This window comes from Bradyrhizobium sp. 31Argb, assembly GCF_043638955.1.
Lineage (GTDB): Bacteria > Pseudomonadota > Alphaproteobacteria > Rhizobiales > Xanthobacteraceae > Bradyrhizobium.
The window spans coordinates 1-1,376 of sequence record NZ_JBEGDB010000590.1; the positions used below are offsets into that span (position 1 = coordinate 1).

Here is a 1,376-nt window from a genome sequence, read left to right on the forward strand (position 1 = left end):
AGGCTTCCTCCTAAAAGAAAGCCTTGAATCACGTTCAATCTGATTTGAGAATCCCAAGAGTCCACACGGCCTAGGCCTGAATCGGAATGAGGGGAGCCACTTCCCGATCCTGCGGTTTTTCGCTCGCCGCAAGGCCGGCGGCGACGCCGATGCGGTCTGCCTTGGGCCGATGCTGACTCATCTTGCGCTTGCCCTCGAACCTGGTGACCGGAATGCGCACCCCGACGATACCGCGCAGTTGCGCGGCGATGAAATCAGCGGGTGCGTCGCTGACAGCCGATGGGTTCGTACGCGACGTCTCATGGACGTTCGTCAGCCGTGTGACCACCTCGAGCAGACGTTCGGGCTCCTGGAAGAACTCGACCGGCCCGTACGCGTGGACGGCGATGTAATTCCATGTCGGCACCACCTTCCCGGTTTCTTGCTTGGTGGCGTACCATGAGGGCGTCACGTAGGCCTCCGGACCCATGAAGATCGCCAGAGCCTCGCCGTTCGGGGCCGCGCGCCATTGCGGATTGCTCTTCGCCAAGTGCCCGTACAGAACTCCGTACTGTCCTTCGGTCTCCTCGAGGAAGAGCGGCAAGGGTGTCGCAAGCGGCCCGTCCGCGGTGGCCGTGACCAGGTTGGCGAGGCCGGCGGAGCGGATGGTCGCTCGGATGCTTTCGACTTCGTCATCTTTGAAGGCGGGGGGCACATACATGTCGGTTCTCCGTTCTCAGCCCTGACATAGACCCAGCTTGGCACGATCGAAACTGCCAGTTATCGCTGATTTTGCTCGTCCAGCTGTAGGGGCATGCGGCTATGACAATCGCCGCGAACGAAGCTAATCGACGGCTTGAGCCAGAAGCTGACAGCCGCGCTCGATCTGGCGGGTTTCCAGCGCGGCGTAACCCATGACGAGCCCGATATTGTCCAGCTGGCACCGGCGGCCCGGATGACGTTGATCGAAGAGGGGGCGACCGGATATCCTTCGCTTGCGACGCAAGAGGCGCTACGGGTCATCGCGGGAATGGTGTCCGAATGCACGCCGATCTTCCACTGGTCGGACATCGATCCGGACGGCACCTGGATCTTCCGCATGATCGAGCGCGCTATCGGACGCCCGATCCGTCCCCACCTCATGAGCATCGAAATCGCCAAGCGATCTGGACAAGTTCCGCCGAAAAAGGCCGCACCAGCGCGATGCCCATCGGATTCCGGCATAGCTGCGCTCGCCGCTTATCTGGCGGGGGAGGGCGCCAAGATCCTCGAGCAGGAAGAGCTCGACCCGGCCTTGCCCCAAGTCACCGCTCGGAGGTCAGCACTAGGCCGTGTGGACAGTTACCTTATCCAGAGCAGAGTGGCGGCAATGGCGACGACGGCGAAGTAGTTTCGCG

At 62.0% G+C, this 1,376-nt stretch carries 2 protein-coding genes; one reads left to right on the forward strand and one right to left on the reverse strand.

The features are described 5' to 3' along the window. Positions 1-70: 70 nt before the first annotated feature. A complete protein-coding gene (locus tag AAFX91_RS41660) occupies positions 71-700 on the reverse strand; it encodes an FMN-binding negative transcriptional regulator (protein ID WP_394570342.1) in 630 nt (209 codons plus the stop codon). A gap of 135 nt (positions 701-835) precedes the next feature. On the opposite strand from AAFX91_RS41660, the gene AAFX91_RS41665 reads away from it, so the two are divergent. After that, complete coding sequence (locus tag AAFX91_RS41665; RefSeq protein WP_394570343.1) at positions 836-1,369, forward strand: Wadjet anti-phage system protein JetD domain-containing protein; 534 nt, start codon at positions 836-838, stop codon at positions 1,367-1,369. Positions 1,370-1,376: the final 7 nt, after the last annotated feature.